This is a genomic window from Paucibacter sp. KCTC 42545 (assembly GCF_001477625.1).
GTDB lineage: Bacteria > Pseudomonadota > Gammaproteobacteria > Burkholderiales > Burkholderiaceae_C > Paucibacter_A.
This window is the reverse complement of record NZ_CP013692.1, coordinates 3,620,635-3,641,987: the sequence shown is the minus strand read 5'-3', so window position 1 is coordinate 3,641,987 and position 21,353 is coordinate 3,620,635. Positions and strand designations below refer to the sequence as shown.

Here is a 21,353-nt window from a genome sequence, read left to right as displayed (position 1 = left end):
TGCAGCAAACGCCGCCAAGCGGACATTTGCTTCCCTCCGTCCTTTCAACAGACACAGCAAGTGGAGCGAGGAACCCGCAATGACACAGTATTCCCCGATCAAATTCGCCCTCGGTGGCGTGATGCTGGCCGTGGCCGCCTGGGCCCAGGCGGGCAGCTATTCCGGCCTGGTGGTCTTTGGCGACAGCTTGTCCGATTCAGGCAATAACGCCGCGCTCTTGGCCGCGTACGGCCCCGGCGCTGCGCCGCTGAGCAATACCGACTACTCCAAGCTGCCCTACGCCTCGGGCCGCTACAGCAATGGCCCCGTGTGGACGGAGTACTTCGCGGCCAAGATGGGCTTGCCCCTGGCGCCATCGGGGGTCTTCGGCGTACCTGGCTACCCCAGTTTTGGTGGCAATAACTATGCTTTCGGTGGGGCAGAGACCCGCGCTGATGGTGTCGACGGCCCCGGCGGCTTCCCCTTCAGCATGACGAAGCAGCTCGGCATGTTCCTGGGCGACCCGAGCAAGACGGTGTCGGGCAATGAGCTGTTCATCATCTCCGGCGGCGGCAACAATGTGCGGGTGGCCTTGGACCAGTTGGTGGGCGCCCAGTCGCAAGCCGAGGCCGAGGCAATTGTCGGCAAGGCCGCGGTCGACTACGCGCTCGACATCGGCAATATGGTCGATGCTTTGCAGGGGCGTGGCGCCAAACACATTTTGGTGGTGAACACGCCCAACTTCGGCCGGACGCCGACGGCCCTTACCTTGGGCGCCAGTGCGCAGTTCTGGGGTTCACAAACCGCCGCGGCGATGGATGGCATGCTGGCCAATCGCCTGGCCGGCGAGGCCGGTGTGCAAACTTTCGATATGTACGCCTTCTTGACCCAGACCGTGATGAATGGCGCCGCCTTGGGTTTGAGCAATGTCACCGATGCCTGCGGCCAAGTGGCGCTGAACTGCAATCTGTCGACCAGCTTGTTCTACGACGGGATTCACCCGACCACCAAGGGGCATCAACTCTTGGCCGATGCGATCTACGCGACGGCTGCTGTGCCCGAGCCCGCCACTTACGCCATGTTCGGCCTGGGTGTGGCGGTGCTGGCCTGGGCGCGCCGCCGCCAAGTGGGCAGCAAGGCCTGAGGGGGGCTTTCTCCACTCAACCGCAAGGGCCGCCGCGAGCGGCCCTTTTTCTTGAGGTCGCGCGCCTTACTCAGCTGGCCAGCCCGTCCAGGATGGGGCAGTCCGGCCGCTCGTCGCCTTGACAGCAATGCACCAATTGCTCCAGTGCTTGCTTCATCGCGCTCATTTCCTGCAGCCGCCGATCCAGGTCATCGATATGCACTTGGGCGATGCGTTTGACATCGCTGCTGGCGCGCCGACGGTTTTGCCAGAGCTTGAGCAGCTCGCTGATCTCGGCCATGGCAAAGCCCAGATCGCGGGCGCGGCGGATGAAGCGCAGGGTGTGCACTTCGCGCTCAGAGTAAAGCCGGTAGCCCGCCTCGGTGCGCGCCACCTTGGGTAAAAGCCCCAAGGACTCGTAATGCCTCAGCATCTTGGCGGACACGCCCGAGCGCGCCGCCGCCTCGCCGATATTGAAGAGTTCTTCTTGCTTCATCATGCTCATCCTCATGGCTTCCAGCGCTTGAGCAACAAGGCATTGCTGACCACCGACACGCTGGACAGCGCCATCGCTGCACCCGCCAGCATGGGGTTCAAGTAGCCCAGTGCCGCCAGCGGAATGCCCACCACGTTGTAGGCGAAGGCCCAGAACAGGTTCTGGCGGATCTTGGCCACGGTGCGGCGCGACAAGGCAATCGCCTCCGCCACTAGGCCCACATCCCCGCGCATCAGGGTGATGCCGGCCGCGGCCATGGCCACATCGGTGCCCGTCGCCATGGCGAAGCCCACATCGGCCGCGGCCAGGGCCGGGGCGTCGTTGATGCCGTCGCCCACCATGGCCACACGCTGCTGTCCGGCACTGCTGGCCAGCTTGAGTTCGGCCACGATGCGGGCCTTGTCCTCGGGCAGGATCTCGGCTCGCACCTCGTCCAAGCCCAGCTGCGTGCCCACCGCTTGCGCGGCGGCGCGGTTATCGCCGCTGAGCATCAAAGCGCGCACGCCCATGTTGTGCAGGGCGGCAATGGCCGGCGCGGCGCTGGCTTTGACTTGGTCACCGAAGGCCAAGGCCGCCAACAGGCGCGGCGCGCTGCCACCCTCGGCGCTGCCCTGGGCCAGCCAAGACATGCTGTGGCCGGCGGCCTGCGCTTTCTCCGCGGCCGCCTGCAGGGGCGCCAAGTCCACGCCCAGCTCTTGCATATAGCGGCTGCTGCCCAGCACATAGGCTTGGGCCCCCACCACGCCGCTCAGGCCGCGGCCCGGCACGGCGCGCAAATCCTCGCAAGGCAGAACGCTCAGACCTTGCGCGGCCGCACGTTCCTGCACCGCCCGCGCCAGTGGGTGTTCGCTGCCGGCTTGCAGGGCGGCGGTCAGGCCCAGGGCTTGGGCTTCACTCAGCCCGGCCACGGCCTGCAGGTCGGCCAGTTGGGGGCGACCTTGGGTCAGGGTGCCGGTCTTGTCAAACGCCACCAGGCCCACTTGCGCAGCCAATTCCAGCGCCTCGGCATCCTTGACCAGAATGCCGCGCCGCGCCGCCACGCCGGTGCCCACCATGATGGCCGTGGGGGTGGCCAGGCCCAATGCGCAAGGGCAGGCGATGACCAGCACCGCCACGGCGTTCAAAATCGCGTGCTCCCAGTCGCCGCTGTAAAAGCCCCAGCCCAGCAGCGTCAGCAAGGCGATGCCTATGACCACCGGCACAAACACCGCGCTGACCTGATCGACCATGCGCTGGATCGGCGCCTTCTTGGCTTGCGCCGACTCGACCAGACGCACGATGCGCGAGAGGGTGGACTCGGCGCCCAAGGCCGTGGTGCGCAGCAACAGCAAGCCCTCGCCGTTGATGGCACCACCCACCACGCGGTCGCCCACATGCTTGTCCACCGGCAGGCTCTCACCGGTGATCAGCGATTCATCCACCGGGCTGGCGCCGCTGAGCACCTCGCCGTCCACCGGGATGCGCTCGCCTGGGCGCACGACGACCTCGTCGCCCAGGCGCAAGGCGGCCAGGGGCAGTTCCTGCTCTTGCCCGTCGCGCCGCACGCGGGCGGTTTCGGGGCGCAACTTCTTCAAGGCGCGGATGGCTTCGGTGGTCTGGCGCTTGGCGCGGGCCTCCATCCACTTGCCCAGCAAGACCAGGGTGATGACCACGGCCGCCGATTCGAAATACAGATTCATGCTGTGTGCGCCATAGGCCAGCAGTTCGTAGATCGACAGGCCGAAGGCTGCGCTGGTGCCCAGGGCCACCAACAAATCCATATTGCCGCTGCCGGCGCGCAGTGCGGCCCAGCCGGCCTTGTAAAAGCGCGCGCCCAGCCAGAACTGCACCGGGGCGGCCAGGGCCAGTTGCCAGTAGCCGTTCAGCATCCAATGTCCGCCAAACAGCTCGGCCAGCATGGGCAGAACCAGTGGCGCCGACAGCAAGGCCGCCAGCAAGACAGGGCCACCGCTGTGGGCCCAGCTGGGGCGATCCGGCTGGGCATTGACCTCGCTGTCTTGCTGCAACTGCGCGCCATAACCGGCGCGCAGCACCGCCGCCAGCAACTGATCGGCCTCGACGGTGCTTAGCGCCCGCACCTGGGCCGTCTCGGTGGCCAGATTGACCTCGGCCTGCAGCACGCCGGGCACCTTCAGCAGGGCCTTCTCGACCCGGCCCACGCAGGAGGCGCAAGTCATGTCCTTGATTTGCAGCTGCCAGCTTCGCTCGGTCAGCTGGTAGCCGGCTTTCTCCACGGCCTGCCGCAATGTGTCCAGGCCCAGTGCGCCGCCATCACTCAGGCCGCCTGTCACGCTGGCGATTTCGGTCGCCAGATTGACTTCGACCGCGCTGACGCCCGGCACGGCCGCAATGGCTTTCTCCACTCGCTTGACGCAAGAGGCGCAAGTCATGCCGCTGATGGGCAGGGCCCAGCTCGAAGAGGTGTTTGTATTCATGTCGGCAGTATCAAGCTTGCCATCATGGCAAGGTCAACAGCCTGCGCAAACTTTTCATCCAGCTTGACCTTGCCACGATGGCAGGGTTTAAGCTTTCCGCACTGATCCATCCATGCTTCCAACGAGGACACCCAGATGAATAGCTATGACTTCAAGCTGCCCGATATGAGCTGCGGCCATTGCGTGGCCAGCATCACCGCGGCCATGGCCGAGTTAGACGCGCAAGCCGCGCTGGACTTCAAGCGCGACACGCGTGAACTGCAGGTCAAAACCGAGTTGCCGCGCGAGGCAGTGGCGGCGGCATTGAGCGAGGCCGGCTATCCGCCGGCCCCTTGAGCTACCTATGAATTGGGCTTGAGCGAATCGCTCAGGCCTTCTTCAGCAGCGCCGTCTCAATCGGCAGCTTGCGAATCCGCACGCCGGTGGCGGCGAAGATCGCATTGGTCACGGCCGGCGCGATGGGCGGTGTGCCCGGCTCGCCGATGCCGCCGGGTGCGGCCATGCTGGGGATGATGTGAACCTCGACCTTGGGCATCTCGTTCATGCGCAGGACGGGATACTCGTGGAAATTGCTTTGCTCCACGCGCCCGTCCTTCAAGGTGATCTGCCCGTACAAGGCCGCCGTTAGGCCGTAGACGATGGCGCCCTCGATCTGGCGGGCGATGGTTTGCGGGTTGACGGTCTGGCCGCAATCCACCGCAGCCACCACTCGGTGCACTTTGGGCGTGCCGTCGGCGGCCACCGAGACCTCAGCCACCTCAGCCACCAAGCTGCCGAAGCTCTCGGCCAAGGCAATGCCGCGCTTGACGCCTGCCGGCAAGGGCTGACCCCAGCCGGCTTTTGAAGCAGCCGCTTGCAGCACGGCCTTGGCGCGTGGGTGCTTGTCCAGCAATTGCAGGCGGTATTGCAGCGGATCGGCCTTGGCGGCTGCGGCCAACTCGTCCACAAAGCTCTCGATGAAGAAGGCATTCTGCGAATGCCCCACCGAGCGCCAGAACCAAACCTGCGGCCCCGGCTCGGCGCGGCCATAAGCGATGCGCTGATGCGGGATGTCGTAGAGGTGGTCGGCAAGGCCTTCCACGGCCTGGCTGTCCACGCCGCTTTCCGGCAGCTTCATGAAGCCCGAGCCGGCCATGATGGAGGGCGAGGCCACATCGGCGCGCAACATGCTGGGGCGGCCTTGCTCGTCCAGCGCGGCCTCGAACTTGACCAGGGCAGCGGGGCGGTAGTAAGCCGCCGCCATATCGTCCTCACGGGTGTAGATCAGCTTGACCGGGCTGCCGCTGAGCTTGGACAGCAAGGTGGCGTCAATGGTGAAGTCCGGGGCGAAACGGCGCCCGAAACCACCGCCCAGCAGCATGGTGTTGACCTTGACCTTGGCGGGCGTCACTTGTGCGACCTGGCTCAAGATGCCTTGCGAGGGGCCTTGGCTTTGCGTGCCGGCCCAGATCGTCACCTCGTCGCCCTTGACCCAGGCCAGGCAGTTCAGCGGCTCCATACAGGCGTGCGCCAGATAGGGCACTTCGTAGCTGGCGCTGTGCTGGCTGCTGGCATTGGCCGCGGCGTCTTTGACATTGCCCTTGTCCGCCGCAATGGCGCCGGCGCTATTGGCGGCGTCGTTGAGCAGCTCGCTGACTTTTGCCGAATTGAGCTGGGCCTTGTCGCCCAAATCCCATTGCACGGCCAGCGCATCGCGGCCTTGTTTGGCGGCCCAGTAGCCGTCGGCCAGCACCGCCACGCCGTGCGGGATGGTGATGATCTTGCGCACGCCCTTGACCTCGCGGGCCTTGGCCTCATCCATGCTTTTGATCTTGGCCTCGGGGAAGGGCGCGCGCGCCATCACGGCGACGAGCATGCCTTCAATGTGCGCATCAATGCCGAACTTGGCTTGACCGTTGACCTTGGCCGGGGTGTCCAGCCGGGCGGTGGGCTTGCCGAGGATTTTGAAATCGGCGCTGCTCTTGAGTGTGGGCGTGGTGGGTACCGCTTGCTTAGAGGCAGCCTCGACCAGCGCGCCGTAAGCCACCTTCTTTTTGTTGAGCGTGTTGATGACGAAGCTGCGCTCGGTGCGCAGATGGCTGGCGTCCACCTTCCACAACTCGGCGGCTGCGGCCACCAGCATCTCGCGTGCTGCCGCGCCGGCCTGGCGCACCGGCGTCCAGTGGGCACGGATGGTGGTGCTGCCGCCGGTGGCTTGCATGCCGAACATGGGGTTGTTGTAGGCCGCGTGGGCGGGCGCTTGCTCCACGCCCACCAGCTTCCAGTCGGCATCCAGCTCCTCGGCCACCAGCATGGGGATGGACGTCAACACGCCTTGGCCCATTTCGGCCGAGCCGCAGACCACGGTGATGCGGTTGTCCGGCGTGATGCGCAGCCAGGCATTGGGGGCGAAGGTATTGCTTTGCTGGCTAGCCGCAGCGGCGGCAGCGGCCTGCACCTTATTGCTCAAGGGCAGAGCGAAGCCGATCACCAGGGCGGCGCTGCCGCCTGATTTCAGAAAGCCGCGGCGCGTGCTTGTGAATGCGGTATCAGCCATCTCAAGCCCCTACTTTCTTGCCGTTGAGCGAATCGGCGGCCACATGAATGGCGGCGCGGATCTGGTTGTAGGTGCCGCAGCGGCACAGATTGCCGCTCATGGCGGCGTCAATATCGGCATCGTTTGGATTCTTCTTGCTGGCCAGCAGGGCGCAGGCACTCATGATCTGGCCGCTCTGGCAGTAGCCGCACTGCGGCACATCGAGCTTGACCCACGCTGCTTGCGTGGCCTTGCCAACTCTGCTGGCGCCCACGCCTTCGATGGTGGTGACCTTCTTGCCTGCGGCCACCGACAAGGGGGTTGAGCAGGCGCGTACCGGTTGGCCGTCCAGGTGCACGGTGCAGGCGCCACACAAAGCCATGCCGCAACCGAATTTGGTGCCAGTGAGTTGCAGGTCTTCACGCAAAGCCCACAGCAGAGGCTCGCTCGGGTCGGCATCCAGCGCGACGGCGCGGCCGTTGACGGTCATTTTGATCATGATGGGCAGGGCTCCAGCGGGGAAGGGACGGTGTCAGGGTGGGCGACAGCGTAACGCTTTCCGGCTGAGTTTGCTTGCGTGCGAATTTTGGGCTTGCAGCACAGGCGCAAGCCGCCAGTCGCCCATGGCCAGGTCCGGCTCAGCCCCGCTTCAACGTCGCTTCCAGATCACTGCGCAGGCGGCGCAGGGCTTGCAGTTCCTGCTCCGGTGCTTGCAGCGCTGGCCACAGCAGGGCCACCAAGTCCTTGGCGCTTTGTTCGATGTCGATTTGCCGGCCGGTCAGCACCACTTCCCAGAGCATTTGCTCCATCGGGCCCAGCACCAGATTGCGCATCAGGCGCAGCGGCACGTCTTGGCGCAGCTCGGCGCTGGCCTGGCCCTGGGCCAGCAAGGCCATCAGCGGCGCGGTGTAGCGGCGTTGCAGTTCGATGAAGGCTTCGCCCAGCGCATGGCCCTGGCTGCGCCCTTCGGACAAGACCAGGGCGCACAGGCCGGTGCCTTGCTGCAGGAAGAGGCGCAGATGGGTGTGGACCATGAACTCCAGCTGCTCGCGCACGCTGGCGCTGCGCGGCAGGCCGGTTTCGATGGCGCCGATGATCTCGGCATACCAGTCTTGAATCACCCGCATGCACAGTTCGCGCTTGCCGTGGAAGTAGGTGAAGACGGTGGCCTCGGAGATGCCCAGGCGTTGCGCGATCTCGATGGTGGTGGCTTGCTCGAAGCCGCGTTCCGCAAACACCTCGCGGCCGACGCGCAGAATGTCGCGCACGCGCTGCTCGGCCTTGGCGCTGGCGGGGGCCCGGCGTGCGGGTGGCCTGGCCGATGGGCGAGTTTGGGTGGGGGCGGTAGGGCTGAGGGCTGTCACGGGCTGGATTCTGCGTAATAATTGAGTAAAGCTCAAGTCCGTCTTGTGCAAATCCCGCTGATTCAATATCCTCACCGCTTTGCAAGCTGCCACAAGGCGTTTGTATTTGCCGAAAAAACTTGAGCCTCACTCAAATCGATTGAACGACCGATCGATTGCGTGACGCCACCTTCCGCCGGAGACCTCATGGCCGCACTCTCGACCAAGCTCAATGCCCGCTCTGCCGACTTCAAGTCCAATGCCGACGCCATGCGCGGACTGCTGGATGACTTGAATGCCCGTTTGGCGCAAATCGCCCAGGGTGGCGGCGAGGCGGCCCGTGCCAAACACACCGGCCGGGGCAAGCTCTTGCCGCGCGACCGGGTGGAAATGCTTTTGGATCCCGGCACGCCGTTTCTGGAACTGGCGCCCCTGGCCGGCCTGAATATGTATGACAACGCCGCACCCGGCGGCGGCATCATTGCCGGCATCGGCCGCGTCTCCGGGGTGGATTGCATGATTGTCTGCAACGATGCCACCGTGAAGGGCGGCACCTATTACCCCATCACGGTGAAAAAGCATCTGCGCGCGCAAGAGATCGCGCAGCAGAACCGCCTGCCCTGTGTCTATCTGGTGGACTCGGGCGGCGCCAATCTGCCCAATCAGGACGAGGTCTTCCCGGACCGCGACCATTTCGGCCGCATCTTCTACAACCAGGCCAATCTCTCGGCCCAGGGCGTGCCGCAGATCGCCGTGGTGATGGGCTCTTGCACGGCTGGCGGCGCTTATGTGCCAGCCATGAGCGACGAGACCATCATCGTCAAGAACCAGGGCACCATCTTCCTGGGCGGCCCGCCGCTGGTGAAGGCGGCCACCGGCGAGGTGGTGACGGCCGAGGACCTGGGCGGTGGCGATGTGCACACCCGCCTCTCCGGCGTGGCCGACCATCTGGCCAATAACGACACCCATGCGCTGGCGATTGCGCGCCAGTCGATTGCCGCGCTGAACTGGCGCAAGCTGGGTCAGGGCGATCTGCTCTTGCAGCCGCCGCGTGCGCCGCTGTTTGATGCCGCCGAATTGCACGGCGTGATCCCGACCGACACCCGCAAGCCCTTCGATGTGCGCGAGGTGATTGCGCGGGTGGTCGACGGCTCCGACTTCGACGAGTTCAAGGCCCGCTACGGCGCCACCCTGGTCTGCGGCTTCGCTCATATCGAGGGCATGCCGGTGGGCATCGTCGCCAACAACGGCATCTTGTTTGCCGAGAGCGCCAACAAGGGTGCGCACTTCATCGAGCTGTGCTGCCAGCGCAAGATCCCGCTGGTGTTCTTGCAGAACATCACCGGCTTCATGGTCGGCCGCAAGTACGAAAACGAGGGCATCGCCCGCGCGGGGGCCAAGATGGTCACGGCCGTGGCCTGCGCCCAGGTGCCCAAGTTCACCATCATCATTGGCGGCTCATTCGGCGCCGGCAATTACGGCATGTGCGGCCGCGCTTACTCGCCGCGTTTCTTGTGGATGTGGCCGAATGCGCGCATCTCGGTGATGGGCGGCGAGCAGGCCGCTTCCGTGCTGGCCACGGTCAAGCGCGATGGCCTGGAGGCCAAGGGCGGCAGCTGGAGTGCGGCAGAAGAAGAAGCCTTCAAGGCGCCGATCCGCCAGCAGTACGAAGACCAGGGGCACCCGTACTACGCTTCGGCGCGCTTGTGGGATGACGGCGTGATCGACCCGGCCGATACCCGCCGTGTGCTGGCCTTGGGCCTGGCCGCGGCGCTCAATGCCCCCATCGCCGAGACCAAGTTCGGCGTGTTCCGGATGTGATGTGAAAAAATGGCGGCTCCTAGGTTTGGAGGTGCACATGGCGCGCTGCAATGCATCGAAACGATTCAGCACGGCTTGCTGCCGGCCGCAGTCATGAAGACGCGCCACGCCGCTTCTCGGCGCTCTGGTCGCGCCACTGTGCGCCAGCTCAGGCGTGGTTTGCTGGCCGGCTTGATGGTCTGCGCTGCGCACGGCTCGCTCTTGGCCCAGGCGGAGAGCCCCCTGCAGCAGGATGTGCGTGAAGCCGTGCTGCGCGTGCCGGTGGCGGTGCTCGATGCTTTTGGCCGCGAGGTCAGCGGCGAGTTGCCGGTGACGCTGTTCCGCCCCGAGGGCGCCGGCCCCCATCCCTTGGTCATCATCAGCCACGGCCGCAATACCGAAACACGCGCCAGCTATCCGCGCCAGCGCTTTGAATCGGCCGCGCGCTTTTTCCTGCGCAAGGGCTTTGTGGTGGCGGTGCCGCTACGCCTGGGTTATGGCGAGCTGGCCTCGCGTGGCGACCCGGAAGACAGCATCGCCTGCAACAGCCCGCGCTATGCGCCGGCCGTAACGGCGGCGGCCCAGCAAATCATCAAGGTCGCCAAGTACCTGGCGGCCGAAGCCTTTGTGGACCCGAACCGGCTGGTGCTGGTGGGGCAGTCGGTGGGCGGCATCTCCACCCTGGCTGCGGCTGCGCTGCGCCCGCCCGGGCTGGTGGCCGCCATCAACTTCGCCGGTGGTCACGGGGGCAGCCCGGTGAACCATCGCGGTGAGCCCTGTCAGTCGGCCCAGCTGGACCGGCTCTACGCCCGCATGGGCGCTTTGAATGCAGGCAGCGGCAGTGCGGATGGCGACGGCGCCGATGCTTCGGCAGGCGCGACGGCGCCCCCTCCTTTGCGCCAAGCCACACCGGCGCGCGGCGCCACGCCCACGCTGTGGGTCTACACCGAGAACGACCATTACTTCTCCCCGCGCCACTCCGGCAACTGGGCGCAGGTCTATCGCCAGGCCGGTGGTGTGGCGGATTACCGCTTGCTGCCCGCCATCGGCGACGATGGCCACAAGCTTTTTTCCGCCGCCAACGATGTCTGGCAACCCATGGTCGATGCCTTTTTGGCGCCGCTGGGCTTCGCGCAGCCGGGCCAGCTGCAGCCGCCCGCGGCCAGCCGCTTTGCGGCGCTCGATGATGAGTCGGCCCTGCCTGTGCGCAGCGAGGCCGCATTGGACGGCTACCGGCGCTTTCTGGCGTCCAAGCCACCGCGCGCCTATGTGTTGAACAAGTCCGGCCAGTGGGGCTATGCCTCGGGGGATGACGCGATGTCGCGGGCGCTGAGCTTTTGCCAGCGCCGCAGCGGCAAACCCTGCGATTTCTATGCGGTCAATGAGGACGTAGTCTGGAAGGACAATCAGTGATGACGACGACGATGACAACAAAAACCACGAACGACTACCAGATGCTGACCCTGCAAACCCAGGGCGGCGTGGCCCGGCTCACGCTGAATCGCCCCGAGTTGCGCAATGCCTTCAATGAGCAAGTGATCGAGGAGCTGGGCCGTGCTTTTGGCCAGCTGGGCGCCGACCCGGCCGTGCGTGTCATCGTGCTGGCGGCCGCCGGCAAGGCTTTTTGCGCCGGCGCCGACCTCAACTGGATGAAGTCCATGGCCCATTACGGCTGGGAGGAGAACTACAGCGATGCCAAGCGCCTGGCGGAAATGCTCTGGGCCATTTACAGCTGCCCGGTGCCGGTGATCGCGCGGGTGCAGGGTGATGCCTTCGCGGGCGGTGTGGGCCTGCTGTCGGCCTGCGATGTGGTGGTGGCGGCGGAGTCCGCCACCTTCTGCCTCTCGGAAGCCAAGCTGGGCCTGCTGCCCGCCACCATCGCGCCCTATGTGGTGCGGGCCTTGGGCGAGCAAGCCTCGCGGCGCTACTTCGTCACCGCCGAGCGCTTCAGCGCCGAGCGTGCCCTGGCGCACGGCTTGGTGCATGAGCTGGCCAGCGCCGAGACGCTGGATGCCCAGGTCGATGCCTTGGCTGCCGCCATCGTGGCCAACGGCCCGGCGGCCGTGCGAGCTTGCAAAAAGCTGGTACAGGATGTTGCGCACCGCGCCATCACGCCCGAGCTGCGCGAGGACACCGCCCGCCGCATCGCCGACATCCGCGCCAGCGAAGAAGGCCGCGAGGGCGTGCAGAGCTTTTTGGCCAAGCGCCCACCGGCCTGGCTCATGAGCTGAGGGGAGCAATAGCTGGCACCATTGGCGCCCGCTGCGCGGCGCCAATCGGGCAACGCAGCGGTGGTGAGTTGCTGGCTTCGGTCGGCGCTTTGACCGGATCGCCCCTTATGTTCTTTTTGCCTTGCCCAAGCCCATTCCTTTTTTTCCTTTTCTTGCCCGCCCGCCTTCCCCGTCCATGAGCAGTACCCCTCCCAGCGATTTATCCGCCCTCAGCCAGCAATGGCAGCAACGCAGCCTGGCGGCGGTGTGGCACCCCTGCACGCAGATGGCGCGCGCCCAAATCACGCCGCCACTGCCCATCGCGCGGGGCGAGGGCGGCTGGCTCTTCGATATGGACGGCCGGCGCTATTTCGATGCCAACAGCAGCTGGTGGGTCAACCTCTTCGGCCATGCCGATGCGGGCATCAATGCGGCTATCAAGCAGCAGCTCGACACCTTGCCGCATGTGATGCTGGCCGGCTGCACGCATGCGCCGGCGGTGCGCCTGGCCGAGCGCCTGAGCGCGCGCACCGGCGGCGCGCTGGGCCATGTCTTCTTCGGCAGTGATGGCGCCAGCGCGGTGGAGATTGCGCTCAAGCAGAGCTTTCACAGCTGGCGCAACCGGGGCCGGTCCGAGAAGCGCGAGTTCGTCTGCCTGAAGAACGGCTATCACGGCGAGACCATCGGCGCCTTGGCCGTCACCGATGTGAAGGTGTTCCGCGATGCCTATGACCCGCTCTTGATGCGGGCCCACATCGTTGAATCACCCGACGCCCGGCTGGGCAATGAAGCGCAGGCGCTTGCCGCCATGCGGGCGCTGCTGAGCGAGCGCGGCAGCCAGATCGCCGCCGTCATCATCGAGCCCCTGGTGCAGGGCGCCGCCGGCATGGTGATGTACGCGGCCGAATACTTGCGCGGCGTGCGGGCCTTGTGTACCGAGTTCGAGGTGCATCTGATCGTCGATGAAATCGCCATGGGCTGCGGCCGCACGGGCACATTCTTCGCGTGGGAGCATGCGCACGCCCGGTCATCGGCGACCGTGCCTGCCCACTTGGACGCTGAGGCCGACCCTTCCAATGAGCTGTGGCCGGACTTCATTACTCTGTCCAAAGGCATCACCGGCGGCACCATGCCGCTGTCGCTGGTGCTGACGACCGAGGCGGTGTATCAGGCCTTCTGGAGCGAGGACGTCGCACGCGGCTTTTTGCACTCGCATTCCTACACCGGCAATGCCCTGGCCTGCGCGGCCGCCAATGCGGTGCTGGACCGGTTCGATGCCGGCCAGCTGCAGGCCAACGCCCAGCAAGCCGCGCTGCTGCGCGAGGCCTTTGCGCCGCTGGCTGCCCACCCAAACGTCAAGCACCTGCGCCAGCTGGGCATGATCTTGGCCTTTGATGTGCAAGAGCCTGGCCTGCGCTTCGCCGAGAGATTCCATCTGGCAGCGCGTGCGCATGAGCTGCTGATCCGCCCGATCGGCAACACCGTCTACCTGATGCCGCCCTATGTGATTGACGCCGATACGGCCGCCTTCCTGGCCCGCGCAGTCACGCTGACCCTGGACGAAGTACTGTCCCAATTGCCCTCGTCCGATATTGCGGACCAACCCCATGTTGCTTGATCATTTAAGCGCCAAGCTGCGCGCCATCGAGGCTCAAAGCCTCACCCGTTTTCTGCGTCAAGCCGAAAGTGCTACTGCCCCGCGCCAACAAGTGCGTGGCGCCGACGGCCGCACGCGCGAGCTGCTGATGTTCTGCTCCAACGACTATCTGGGCCTGGCCGCCGAGCCCGCCATCCAGGCCGCGCTGATTGAAGGCGCGCAGCTGTACGGTGGCGGCTCCGGCGCTTCGCCACTGATCAGCGGCCACAGCCGCGCTCACGAGCAAGTGGCGCAGACCCTGGGCGCCTGGTTCAAGCCGCATATCCCGCAGGCCACGGCCCTGGGCTTTTGCACCGGCTATATGGCGAACTTGGCCGTGGTGACGGCGCTGGGCGACGAAGGCGCCGAGATCTTTTCGGAAGCCTGGAACCACGCCTCCTTGATCGACGGCACCCGTCTGGCGCGGGCCGAGGTGAAGCGCTATGGCCACGCCGATGTGGCCGGCCTGCGCGCGCTGCTGGCGGCCAGCACGGCCAAGGTCAAGCTCATCATCACCGACGCTGTGTTCAGCATGGACGGCGACCTGGCGCCGCTGCCCGCGCTGCTGGCCTTGGCCGAAGAGTTCGACGCCTGGCTGATCGTGGACGACGCCCACGGCTTTGGCGTGCTGGGTGAGCAGGGGCGCGGCTCGCTGGAGCATTTCAATCTCAGCAGCGAACGCCTGATCCTGGTCGGCACCCTGGGCAAGGCCGCCGGCCTCGCGGGCGCTTTTGTGGTAGCTCATGCCACCATCACCCAATACCTGCTGCAAGCGGCGCGCAACTACATCTTCTCTACCGCTTCGCCACCGGCCGTGGAGCATGCGCTGCTGACCAGCTTTGCCTTGATCGACGGCGAGCTGGGCCGCGCGCGCCGCGCCAATCTGCGTTTGCGCCAGGCTCAGCTGCGCCGTGGTGTGGATGCGATCCTGCAGCGCCACCCAGCCCTGGGCTGGCGCTTGCCGCCCTCGGACACGCCTGTTCAGCCGCTGATCATCGGCGGCAATGCCGAGGTGATGGCCCTGGCCGCGCGCCTGGAGGCGCAAGGCCTGCGCGTGCCGGGCATTCGCCCGCCCACCGTGCCCAAGGGCGAGGCCCGTTTGCGCATCACCTTGTGCGCCACGCATAGCGAAGCGGATGTGGATGAGCTCTTGTCGGCGCTGAGCGCTGCCGCCGCTGATATGGACAAGGTGGCTGCATGAGTGCCAACACAACAGCCTCTCAGGCGGCCAGCTTCAAAGGCCTGTTCATCACCGGCACCGACACCGAAATTGGCAAGACCTGCATCACCGCTGGCCTGACCCATGCGCTGAGCCAGACCGGCCTGCGCGTGGCGCCCATCAAGCCCCTGGCCGCCGGCCAGGATCTGGTGGACGGCCAATGGGTCAACGAAGACGTGCAGCAACTGCACGCCGCGCAAAACATCGGCATGAGCCCGGAGCAAGTCGGCCCGCTGCAGTACCGCGCCGCCTGCGCACCGCATATCGCCGCGGCGATGGAAGGCCGCAGCATCGAGCGCCACGCCGTGCTGGCCGCCATTCGCGCCAGTGCCGCCCTGGGCGACTTCGCCCTGGTGGAAGGGGTGGGCGGCTTCCGCGTGCCCCTGAGCGCGGGCTTTGACACCGCCGATCTAGCGGCTGAGCTGGCGCTGCCGGTGGTCTTGGTGGTGGGCCTGCGCCTGGGCTGCATCAACCATGCTTTGCTGACGGCCGAAGCCATCCGCGCCCGTGGCCTGACGCTGGTCGGCTGGGTGGCCAACACCGTGGATCCGACCATGCCCCATGTCACCGACAATCTGGCCGCGCTGGATGCGGCCCTGGCCGCGCCTTGCTGGGGCCATATACCCCGTTTGAAGCTTCCTACGGCCGCCGCCGTGGCCGAACATTTGAATCTTCAAGCGCTGCCGCCGCAGCGCTTGGTCTGACCCGAACTGATCCGAACCGTTTTTCTTGCCTGCCCTGGAATCGCTATGAGCCACTCGCAAACCACCAATCAAATCCAATCGCTGACCCCCACCCGGGACGACGACCGCCGCAATGACAAGCCCTGGACGGTGAATGAAGTCACCGCCCTGTTCGACCTGCCCTTCAACGACCTGATGTTCAAGGCGCAGCAAGTGCACCGCGAGAACTTCGACGCCAATGCGGTGCAGCTGTCCACGCTGCTGTCCATCAAGACCGGCGGCTGCGAAGAGGATTGCGCCTACTGCCCGCAGTCGGCCCACTTCGACACCGGCCTCAAGGCCGAAAAGCTGATCCCGCTGCAAGAAGTGCTGGAAGCCGCCCGCGCAGCAAAAGCCAATGGCGCCACGCGTTTCTGCATGGGCGCTGCCTGGCGCTCGCCGAAAGAGCGTCATCTGGAAGCCATTGGCGAGATGGTCAAGGAAGTCAAAGCCATGGGCCTGGAAACCTGCCTGACCGCCGGCATGTTGGGTGACGGCCAAGCCGAGCAATTGGCCGAAGCCGGCCTGGATTACTACAACCACAACCTCGACACCTCGCCCGAGTTCTACGGCCAGATCATCACCACTCGCACTTATCAAGACCGTCTGGACACCCTGGACCGCGTGCGCAATGTGGGCTTGAAGGTCTGCTCCGGCGGCATCGTCGGCATGGGCGAAACCCGCCGCCAGCGTGCCGGCTTGATCGTGCAGCTGGCCAATCTGAATCCCTACCCGGAGTCGGTGCCGATCAACAACTTGGTGCAGGTCGAAGGCACGCCGCTGGCCGACAAGGGCACCGAAGCGCTGGACCCCTTCGAGTTCATCCGCTCCATCGCGGTCGCTCGCATTACCATGCCGCGCGCGATGGTGCGCCTGTCGGCCGGCCGTGAAGAGATGCCCGAGAGCATGCAAGCGCTGTGCTTCCTGGCCGGTGCCAATTCGATGTTCTATGGCGACAAGCTGCTCACCACCTCGAATCCGCAGGCGGAGAAAGATCGTGCCTTGCTGAACCGTTTGGGCATGCGCTGCGCCAGCGAGGCCAATCTGGCGCCGCAAGAGGCGCCGGCTGGCTGTTCGCACGGCCACTGATGGCGCGGAGCATGGCCATGAGTTTGTGTGCATCGACCTGGCGGCGCATCCTGTGCGCCGCCGTCGGAGCCTTGGCCTTGGGCGCCCAGGCGAAGGCCGGAGAGCTCTTGATCAGTCAGCAGCTGCTTCCGGGCGATGAGCTGGAAATCCGTTACACGCCTCCCGAGGGTGTGCATGAGCTGAGTTTTTTCGATGCCGACCGGGACGCTCACAAGCGCTGGCGCGGCGAGATGATGAAGCCGCAAGGCTCATGCACAGAGCTGACGGCGACCGGTATCCGGCTGCGCCAAGAGCCCGACTGCCGCAGCGCCGTGCTGCGCCTGAAGGCGCGCGTTTTGGCGCTGGATGCGACCTACGAAGCGGCCCAGCCGCTCAGCGACTCCAGCGGGGTGCTCGCTTACAGCGGCCATGCAGCGGTCCTGCTCAAGGGCCATGGCTTGCGTTGGCGCTGGCTGCCGCCGCAAGGCGGCATCGTCATCCATCAGGGCCGTGTGGAGCGCGCGCCCGTCGAGCAAAGCGCGAGCGCGGAGCAAGTGGATCGCGTCCTGGCCGGCGCCTCTCGCGATGAAGTCCGTGCTCTCGGCGTGGCCCAGTATGTGTACATGGGAAGTTCCACGGGACTGCTCGCCTTGCCCGGTGTCAATGTCCTGGTCGACCCGGTCCTGGATAACGCACGAGTTGCACGCATACGAAAAGTGCTCGACTACACCTTGGCCCGCCTGACCCAACTCTATGGTGCGGCCTTGCCCGGGCCGGGCGCGGTGGTCACCGCGGTATCGGACCTGCCTGGTTTTCACGGCGACACCACGGCCGGGCGCATGATGCGTCTGCGCCTGCCGAGGACGCTGGAGACCATGCCCGGCACCGCCTTGGAAGGTTTCGTCACGCATGAGGTGGTGCACTGGTGGAACAGCGGGCTGTTCGGCACCGATCAGCAGCGCCCCTGGCTGCATGAGGGCCATGCCGAATGGATGGCTCGCTTGCTCATGCGCGAGCAGTCGCTTCTGGATGCCGCGGAGCTGCGTGCCGATATCGAGTCGAACCTGAACAACTGCGTGGCCGCCCGCGGTGCGCAAGTGGCTGCCGCCATGAAGCCGGGGCGCCAAGGTGACGACGCCTATGCCTGCGGCATGAGTCTGATGTTGCTCGGCCAAGCCCAGCGCACGGCCCGCGACGACAAGCTGTCGGCCTTGGCTCAGATGGCGCCTTTGCACAGCAAGGAACGCCCGCTGGACGTGGCCGGCTTTGTGGTCTGGGCCGATGCAGGTTCCGCCGCGGCTGCGATGGCGCAGCTCTTGCAGGACCCGCAGCAGCCTTTTGCCAGCGGACTCTTGGCGCGCCTTCAAGCGCTGGGCCTAGCTGATCCCGAGCCGGTGCAGCGCAGCGAGCAGCTGCCCTTGGGCATGCGCAGGCAGTCGGCCGCCGCGCTGATGTCCGCCTTGATGGGCAGCGATTGCGGCGGCTCTGTCGGTTTCTGGACCTTGCCCCAGGCCTTCAGGTTGGACCCAGCTGTGCAGTGCCGCAGCCTTCGTGTCAGTGGTGAGGTCGAATCCTTGGCAGGGCAGCCGGTGCTGGCCGACCCTGTGGCGGCATATGCGGCTGTGGCAAAGACATGTCAGGGCGGGCAACCGATCGCAGTTCGCTATGCAGCGGGCCCGGACACCGAGCTGGCTTGCCCATCGAGCTTGCCGACGCCGCCTATGAATCAAGTGATTCGCCTGCGGGCAGACGCTTTGCGTCGACTGGGGCTGTGAGCCCCATGCAATACAAGCCGGACGAATTTCCGGGCCAAGAGGAGACCAAGCCATGTTTAAGAAGATCCTGATCGCCAACCGCGGCGAAATCGCTTGCCGCGTGGCGGCCACTGCGCGCCGCATCGGCGTGAAGACCGTGGCCGTGTATTCCGAGGCCGATGCCCAGGCCCGCCATGTGCAGGCTTGCGACGAGGCGGTGCTGATCGGTGGCCCAGCGCCGCGTGATTCCTACCTGCAGTGGCAGCGCATCATCGATGCCGCCAAGGCCACCGGCGCCGAAGCGGTCCATCCAGGCTATGGCTTTCTGAGCGAGAACGAGGAGTTCGCGCAGGCCTGCGCCGCGCATGGTCTGGTCTTCATCGGCCCGCCGGCCAGCGCCATTCAGGCCATGGGCTTGAAGGCCGAGTCCAAGCGCTTGATGGAAGCGGCCGGTGTACCCCTGGTGCCTGGCTACCACGGCGCCGATCAAGACCCGGCCCTGCTCAAGGCCGAGGCTGTGCGCATCGGTTTCCCCGTCTTGATCAAGGCCAGCGCCGGCGGTGGCGGCAAGGGCATGCGGGCCGTGCCCAGCGCCGACGAGTTTGATGCCGCGCTGGCTTCATGCAAGCGCGAGGCCATCAACAGCTTTGGCGACGATGCGGTGCTGATCGAGCGTTATGTGCAGCGCCCACGTCATATCGAGATCCAGGTCTTCGGCGACAACTTCGGCGACTGTGTCTACCTGTTTGAGCGCGATTGCTCGGTCCAGCGCCGCCATCAGAAGGTGCTCGAGGAAGCCCCGGCCCCGGGTATGACGGCCGAGCGCCGTGCCCAGATGGGTGGCGCGGCCGTCGCGGCGGCCAAGGCCGTGGGCTACAGCGGTGCCGGCACGGTGGAGTTCATCTGCGAGCAAGACGGGCGCTTCTATTTCATGGAAATGAACACGCGCCTGCAGGTCGAGCATCCGGTGACGGAGGCGATCACCGGCCAGGATTTGGTCGAGTGGCAGCTGCGCGTGGCCTCGGGCGAGCCCTTGCCGCTGAAGCAGGACGAGTTGAGCATGCATGGCCATGCCATCGAGGCGCGCATTTGCGCCGAGAACCCCGAGGCCGGTTTCCTGCCCGCCACCGGTGCGCTGAACGTGGCCCGCTGGCCCGAGCATGTGGCTTTTGAGCGCGGCCCGGTGCGGATCGACGCCGGGGTGGGCGAGGGCGATGCCATCAGCCCCTTCTACGATTCCATGGTCGCCAAGCTGATCGTCTGGGGCGAGGACCGAGCCCAGGCCCTGGCCCGCTTGGACGCCGCCCTGCGCGACACCCATATCGTCGGCCTGCAGACCAATGTGGCCTTTCTGCGCCGCTGCGCTGCCACGGCTTCCTTTGCCAGCGCCGATCTGGACACAGCCCTGATCGAGCGCGAGCGCGCGGCTCTGTTTGAACAGCCGGGCCTGCCACTGCAGATCAGCGCGGCCGCCGTGGTTGCCCACACCCTGGCCGTCGAGGCGCAGCAACAAGATGCCGACCCTTGGAGCCGTCGCGACGGCTGGCGCTTGTTCGGCGCCTCTGCGCGCCGCTTCGATCTGGAGATCGCCGCACAGCGCCACGCAGTGCTGCTGTCGCGCCACCACCAGGGCGGCATGCAGCTGAGCATCGACGGCGGCGAGGCCCTGGCTTTTGCTGTCAACTCCAGCAGCCTGGAACGCCATGAGCTGCTCTTGGGCTCGGGCCTGGCGCAGCAGCGTGTGCTGGTGAACAGTTATGCCGACGGCGAAACCGTGGCCGTGTTCGCGCCGCAAGGCAGTGCCTACATCACCGAGATTGATGCCCTGGCCCATGCCGGCGACGGCGCCGCTGAAGCGGGACGCCTGACGGCGCCCATGCCGGGCAAGCTGGTCAGCTTCCTGGCCGCCGTGGGCGACAAAGTGAGCAAGGGCCAGCCGCTGGCGGTGATGGAGGCGATGAAGATGGAGCACACCATCAACGCGCCCAAGGACGGCGTGGTGGCCGAGTTGCTGTTCGCCGTGGGCGATCAGATCGGCGATGGTGCCGAGTTGCTGCGCATGGAGGCCTGAGATGAATTTGCCCAATCACGTCACCCTCGTCGATGTCGGCCCGCGCGACGGCCTGCAAAACGAGAAAGAGCCGGTTTCCACCGCGCACAAGGCGCAGCTGGTGGCCATGCTGCAAGGCGCCGGCCTGAAGGAAATCGAGGTCACCAGCTTTGTGTCGCCCAAGTGGGTGCCGCAGATGGCCGACAACGCGGCCGTGATGGCCGCCATCGAGCGCCAGCCCGGCGTGCGCTACTCGGTGCTAACGCCGAATATGAAGGGGCTGGAATCGGCCCTGCTGACCCGGCCCGACGAGGTGGTGGTGTTCGCCGCCGCCTCCGAGGCCTTCAGTCAGAAGAACATCAACTGCAGCATTGCCGAGAGCATTGAGCGTTTCGCGCCGGTGGTTGAGGCCGCGCATGCCGCCGGCATCAAGGTGCGCGGTGCCTTGTCTTGCGCCGTGGGCTGCCCTTACGAGGGCGATATCAGCGCCGATCAGGTGGAACGTGTGGTGCTGCTGATGAAGGGCATCGGCGTTGATCATCTGGGCGTGGCGGACACCATCGGCGTGGGCACACCGCGCAAGGTGCAGGCCGCGATGGAGCGCGCACTCAAGCACTATCCGCTGGTCGAGGTCAGCGGCCATTTCCACGACACCTACGGCCAGGCGCTGGCCAATATCTACGCTTGCCTGGAGCTGGGCGTGCACCATTTCGACACCAGCGTGGCCGGCCTGGGCGGCTGCCCTTATGCCAAGGGCGCCACCGGCAATGTGGCCAGCGAGGACGTGGTCTTCATGCTCAACGGTCTGGGCATTGAGACCGGCATCGACCTCGACAAGCTGGTCGACGCCGGCGCCTTCATCTCCGGCGTGCTGGGCCGGCCGCCGGTGTCCCGCGTGGCGCGGGCGCTGCTGGCTAAGCGGGCGGGCTAGGGCGCAGTTCACAGCGCTGCTGCGGTCCATTGAGTTTGGCGTCTTTTTTGGGCGCAGAATGTTTTCGTTCAT

Annotated in this window: 17 protein-coding genes; 12 read left to right on the top strand and 5 right to left on the bottom strand. The window is 66.0% G+C overall.

Annotated elements, in window-relative coordinates:
• Positions 1–79 precede the first annotated feature (79 nt).
• The gene (locus tag AT984_RS15735) at positions 80–1,123 is read left to right on the top strand and encodes an SGNH/GDSL hydrolase family protein (RefSeq protein WP_058720903.1); all 1,044 of its coding nucleotides are present in this window, start codon (positions 80–82) and stop codon (positions 1,121–1,123) included.
• 70 nt (positions 1,124–1,193) lie between these two features.
• On the opposite strand, the gene cueR is transcribed toward AT984_RS15735, so the two are convergent.
• Complete coding sequence (cueR, locus tag AT984_RS15730; RefSeq protein ID WP_269465246.1) at positions 1,194–1,601, bottom strand: Cu(I)-responsive transcriptional regulator; 408 nt, start codon at positions 1,599–1,601, stop codon at positions 1,194–1,196.
• A gap of 8 nt (positions 1,602–1,609) precedes the next feature.
• On the bottom strand, positions 1,610–4,033 hold the full coding sequence (locus AT984_RS15725; protein ID WP_058720902.1) for a heavy metal translocating P-type ATPase: 2,424 nt from the start codon (positions 4,031–4,033) through the stop codon (positions 1,610–1,612).
• Positions 4,034–4,168: 135 nt separating this feature from the next.
• Between AT984_RS15725 and AT984_RS15720 the strand changes: the two genes are divergently transcribed.
• Positions 4,169–4,369, top strand: a complete 201-nt coding sequence (locus AT984_RS15720; RefSeq protein ID WP_058720901.1) for a heavy-metal-associated domain-containing protein — start codon at positions 4,169–4,171, stop codon at positions 4,367–4,369.
• 31 nt (positions 4,370–4,400) lie between these two features.
• On the opposite strand, the gene AT984_RS15715 is transcribed toward AT984_RS15720, so the two are convergent.
• The 3 genes from AT984_RS15715 to AT984_RS15705 all read right to left on the bottom strand — a co-directional run bounded on the left by AT984_RS15715 (position 4,401) and on the right by AT984_RS15705 (position 7,912).
• Positions 4,401–6,569: a xanthine dehydrogenase family protein molybdopterin-binding subunit gene (locus AT984_RS15715; RefSeq protein ID WP_058720900.1), complete on the bottom strand. Its 2,169-nt coding sequence runs from the start codon at positions 6,567–6,569 to the stop codon at positions 4,401–4,403.
• A 1-nt stretch (position 6,570) separates the two neighbouring features.
• On the bottom strand, positions 6,571–7,047 hold the full coding sequence (locus AT984_RS15710; protein ID WP_058720899.1) for a (2Fe-2S)-binding protein: 477 nt from the start codon (positions 7,045–7,047) through the stop codon (positions 6,571–6,573).
• 139 nt (positions 7,048–7,186) lie between these two features.
• On the bottom strand, positions 7,187–7,912 hold the full coding sequence (locus tag AT984_RS15705) for a TetR/AcrR family transcriptional regulator (RefSeq protein ID WP_058720898.1): 726 nt from the start codon (positions 7,910–7,912) through the stop codon (positions 7,187–7,189).
• Positions 7,913–8,098: 186 nt separating this feature from the next.
• Between AT984_RS15705 and AT984_RS15700 the strand changes: the two genes are divergently transcribed.
• The 10 genes from AT984_RS15700 (at position 8,099) to AT984_RS15655 (ending at position 21,281) form a co-directional block, all read left to right on the top strand.
• Positions 8,099–9,712, top strand: a complete 1,614-nt coding sequence (locus AT984_RS15700; protein ID WP_058720897.1) for a carboxyl transferase domain-containing protein — start codon at positions 8,099–8,101, stop codon at positions 9,710–9,712.
• A gap of 93 nt (positions 9,713–9,805) precedes the next feature.
• Complete coding sequence (locus AT984_RS15695; RefSeq protein WP_058720896.1) at positions 9,806–11,104, top strand: alpha/beta hydrolase family protein; 1,299 nt, start codon at positions 9,806–9,808, stop codon at positions 11,102–11,104.
• A 41-nt stretch (positions 11,105–11,145) separates the two neighbouring features.
• Positions 11,146–11,922: an enoyl-CoA hydratase/isomerase family protein gene (locus AT984_RS15690; protein WP_156422229.1), complete on the top strand. Its 777-nt coding sequence runs from the start codon at positions 11,146–11,148 to the stop codon at positions 11,920–11,922.
• Between the two features lie 175 nt (positions 11,923–12,097).
• Entirely contained in the window at positions 12,098–13,519 is a 1,422-nt protein-coding gene (locus AT984_RS15685) for an aminotransferase class III-fold pyridoxal phosphate-dependent enzyme (protein ID WP_082680075.1), read from the top strand.
• Complete coding sequence (locus AT984_RS15680) at positions 13,509–14,738, top strand: aminotransferase class I/II-fold pyridoxal phosphate-dependent enzyme (RefSeq protein ID WP_058720894.1); 1,230 nt, start codon at positions 13,509–13,511, stop codon at positions 14,736–14,738. Before AT984_RS15685 ends, AT984_RS15680 begins: the two co-directional genes overlap by 11 nt.
• Entirely contained in the window at positions 14,735–15,460 is a 726-nt protein-coding gene (gene bioD / locus AT984_RS15675; RefSeq protein WP_058720893.1) for a dethiobiotin synthase, read from the top strand. Before AT984_RS15680 ends, bioD begins: the two co-directional genes overlap by 4 nt.
• Before the next feature lie 45 nt (positions 15,461–15,505).
• Positions 15,506–16,567, top strand: coding sequence for a biotin synthase BioB (gene bioB, locus AT984_RS15670; protein ID WP_082680074.1), 1,062 nt, complete (start codon positions 15,506–15,508; stop codon positions 16,565–16,567).
• Positions 16,568–16,584: 17 nt separating this feature from the next.
• Positions 16,585–18,321: a hypothetical protein gene (locus AT984_RS15665; protein WP_156422055.1), complete on the top strand. Its 1,737-nt coding sequence runs from the start codon at positions 16,585–16,587 to the stop codon at positions 18,319–18,321.
• A gap of 52 nt (positions 18,322–18,373) precedes the next feature.
• Entirely contained in the window at positions 18,374–20,371 is a 1,998-nt protein-coding gene (locus AT984_RS15660; RefSeq protein WP_058720891.1) for an acetyl-CoA carboxylase biotin carboxylase subunit, read from the top strand.
• Position 20,372: 1 nt separating this feature from the next.
• The gene (locus AT984_RS15655; RefSeq protein WP_058720890.1) at positions 20,373–21,281 is read left to right on the top strand and encodes a hydroxymethylglutaryl-CoA lyase; all 909 of its coding nucleotides are present in this window, start codon (positions 20,373–20,375) and stop codon (positions 21,279–21,281) included.
• Positions 21,282–21,353: the final 72 nt, after the last annotated feature.

Bases quoted from the DNA above. Each gene is read 5' to 3' on its own strand.
- AT984_RS15735 (WP_058720903.1), top strand. From the start codon at position 80: ATGACACAGTATTCCCCGATCAAATTCGCCCTCGGTGGCGTGATGCTG.
- cueR (WP_269465246.1), bottom strand. From the start codon at position 1,601: ATGATGAAGCAAGAAGAACTCTTCAATATCGGCGAGGCGGCGGCGCGC.
- AT984_RS15725 (WP_058720902.1), bottom strand. From the start codon at position 4,033: ATGAATACAAACACCTCTTCGAGCTGGGCCCTGCCCATCAGCGGCATG.
- AT984_RS15720 (WP_058720901.1), top strand. From the start codon at position 4,169: ATGAATAGCTATGACTTCAAGCTGCCCGATATGAGCTGCGGCCATTGC.
- AT984_RS15715 (WP_058720900.1), bottom strand. From the start codon at position 6,569: ATGGCTGATACCGCATTCACAAGCACGCGCCGCGGCTTTCTGAAATCA.
- AT984_RS15710 (WP_058720899.1), bottom strand. From the start codon at position 7,047: ATGATCAAAATGACCGTCAACGGCCGCGCCGTCGCGCTGGATGCCGAC.
- AT984_RS15700 (WP_058720897.1), top strand. From the start codon at position 8,099: ATGGCCGCACTCTCGACCAAGCTCAATGCCCGCTCTGCCGACTTCAAG.
- AT984_RS15695 (WP_058720896.1), top strand. From the start codon at position 9,806: ATGAAGACGCGCCACGCCGCTTCTCGGCGCTCTGGTCGCGCCACTGTG.
- AT984_RS15690 (WP_156422229.1), top strand. From the start codon at position 11,146: ATGCTGACCCTGCAAACCCAGGGCGGCGTGGCCCGGCTCACGCTGAAT.
- AT984_RS15685 (WP_082680075.1), top strand. From the start codon at position 12,098: ATGAGCAGTACCCCTCCCAGCGATTTATCCGCCCTCAGCCAGCAATGG.
- AT984_RS15680 (WP_058720894.1), top strand. From the start codon at position 13,509: ATGTTGCTTGATCATTTAAGCGCCAAGCTGCGCGCCATCGAGGCTCAA.
- bioD (WP_058720893.1), top strand. From the start codon at position 14,735: ATGAGTGCCAACACAACAGCCTCTCAGGCGGCCAGCTTCAAAGGCCTG.
- bioB (WP_082680074.1), top strand. From the start codon at position 15,506: ATGAGCCACTCGCAAACCACCAATCAAATCCAATCGCTGACCCCCACC.
- AT984_RS15665 (WP_156422055.1), top strand. From the start codon at position 16,585: ATGAGTTTGTGTGCATCGACCTGGCGGCGCATCCTGTGCGCCGCCGTC.
- AT984_RS15660 (WP_058720891.1), top strand. From the start codon at position 18,374: ATGTTTAAGAAGATCCTGATCGCCAACCGCGGCGAAATCGCTTGCCGC.
- AT984_RS15655 (WP_058720890.1), top strand. From the start codon at position 20,373: ATGAATTTGCCCAATCACGTCACCCTCGTCGATGTCGGCCCGCGCGAC.